The sequence below is a fragment of the Dactylosporangium sp. NPDC051484 genome (assembly GCF_040689395.1).
GTDB lineage: Bacteria > Actinomycetota > Actinomycetes > Mycobacteriales > Micromonosporaceae > Dactylosporangium.
Window position 1 is genome coordinate 1 of record NZ_JBFAZX010000092.1, and the last position, 1021, is coordinate 1021.

Here is a 1021-nt window from a genome sequence, read left to right on the forward strand (position 1 = left end):
CTAGATGATTGATGCCTTGAAGATTCAGTGGTCGTAGGCGATGAGGGACCGTTTGACTGGGGCGCCGATGGTCCAGTTGTGCCAGATCACGGCGGTCAGGGCGAGGAGTCGCTGCGCGACGCGGACGAAGACGCCAGCCAGGGTGCGGCCTCCGTGGGCTTCCAGGTCGAGTTGGCCTTTGAGGGTGTCGAAGACGGCCTCGACCCACTGGCGGACGCGGGCGAGTTTGCCGAACCGGACCGGTTCGCCGCGGCGGTCGGGGCGCACGAAGTGCGCCCCGAGCTGCCCGGTGATGAACCGTTCGAAGTCGGCGCCAGCGAAGCCTTTGTCGCCGAGCAGGACCTGCCCGGCGTGGACGAGGTGATGGTCGGCTTCCAGCAGCGCGGTCATGACCTCGCGTTCGCCGAGTTTGGGGTTGGCCAGGCCCCAGATGACCGGCATGCCCTCCGGAGTGCAGACGAGGTAGAGCCGGAATCCCCAGAAGTAGCGGGAGTGGGAGGCGCAGTAGCCGTAGCCGGCGTCGCCGGCCAGGTCGGAACGTTTGACGGTCTCCCGGGACGCGCCGCAGGGCAGCGGGGTGGAGTCGATCAGGCGGAGCTGGTCGAACCAGGACGGCGTGCGGGTGGCCAGGTGCCGCATCACCCGGGTCAGCAGCGGTCCTGCTTTGCGCATCCGTTTGTTGTAGCCGTCCTGGTCGGGAATGTAGGGGAACATGCCGCGCAGGTGCTTGTTGGCGTAGCGCAGCCAGTGCCGCTCGGAGGGGTAGCGCAGCAGCACCTGCATCACTGCCAGGCACAGCAGCTCAGCGTGCGTGAGCAGGGGGCGGCGGCCCCGGCCGCGGGGCCGCTCGATCAGGTCGTCGATTTCCACGTACAGTGCGGTCACGAGGGTGTCCAGATCAGCGTCCAACGACGGGCTCCAAGAGTTCGGCGGCTGGGTCAGCAACGCCGATCTTGGACACCCTCCCCGCATCTACCCAGCAGCGACACACGCCCGAATCTTCAAGGCATCAATCATCTAG

General features: G+C 66.9%; 1 protein-coding gene. It reads right to left on the minus strand.

Annotation, left to right across the window (positions count from 1 at the left end):
- Positions 1-24 precede the first annotated feature (24 nt).
- Complete coding sequence (locus AB0367_RS38745; RefSeq protein ID WP_366231505.1) at positions 25-909, minus strand: IS982 family transposase; 885 nt, start codon at positions 907-909, stop codon at positions 25-27.
- Positions 910-1021: the final 112 nt, after the last annotated feature.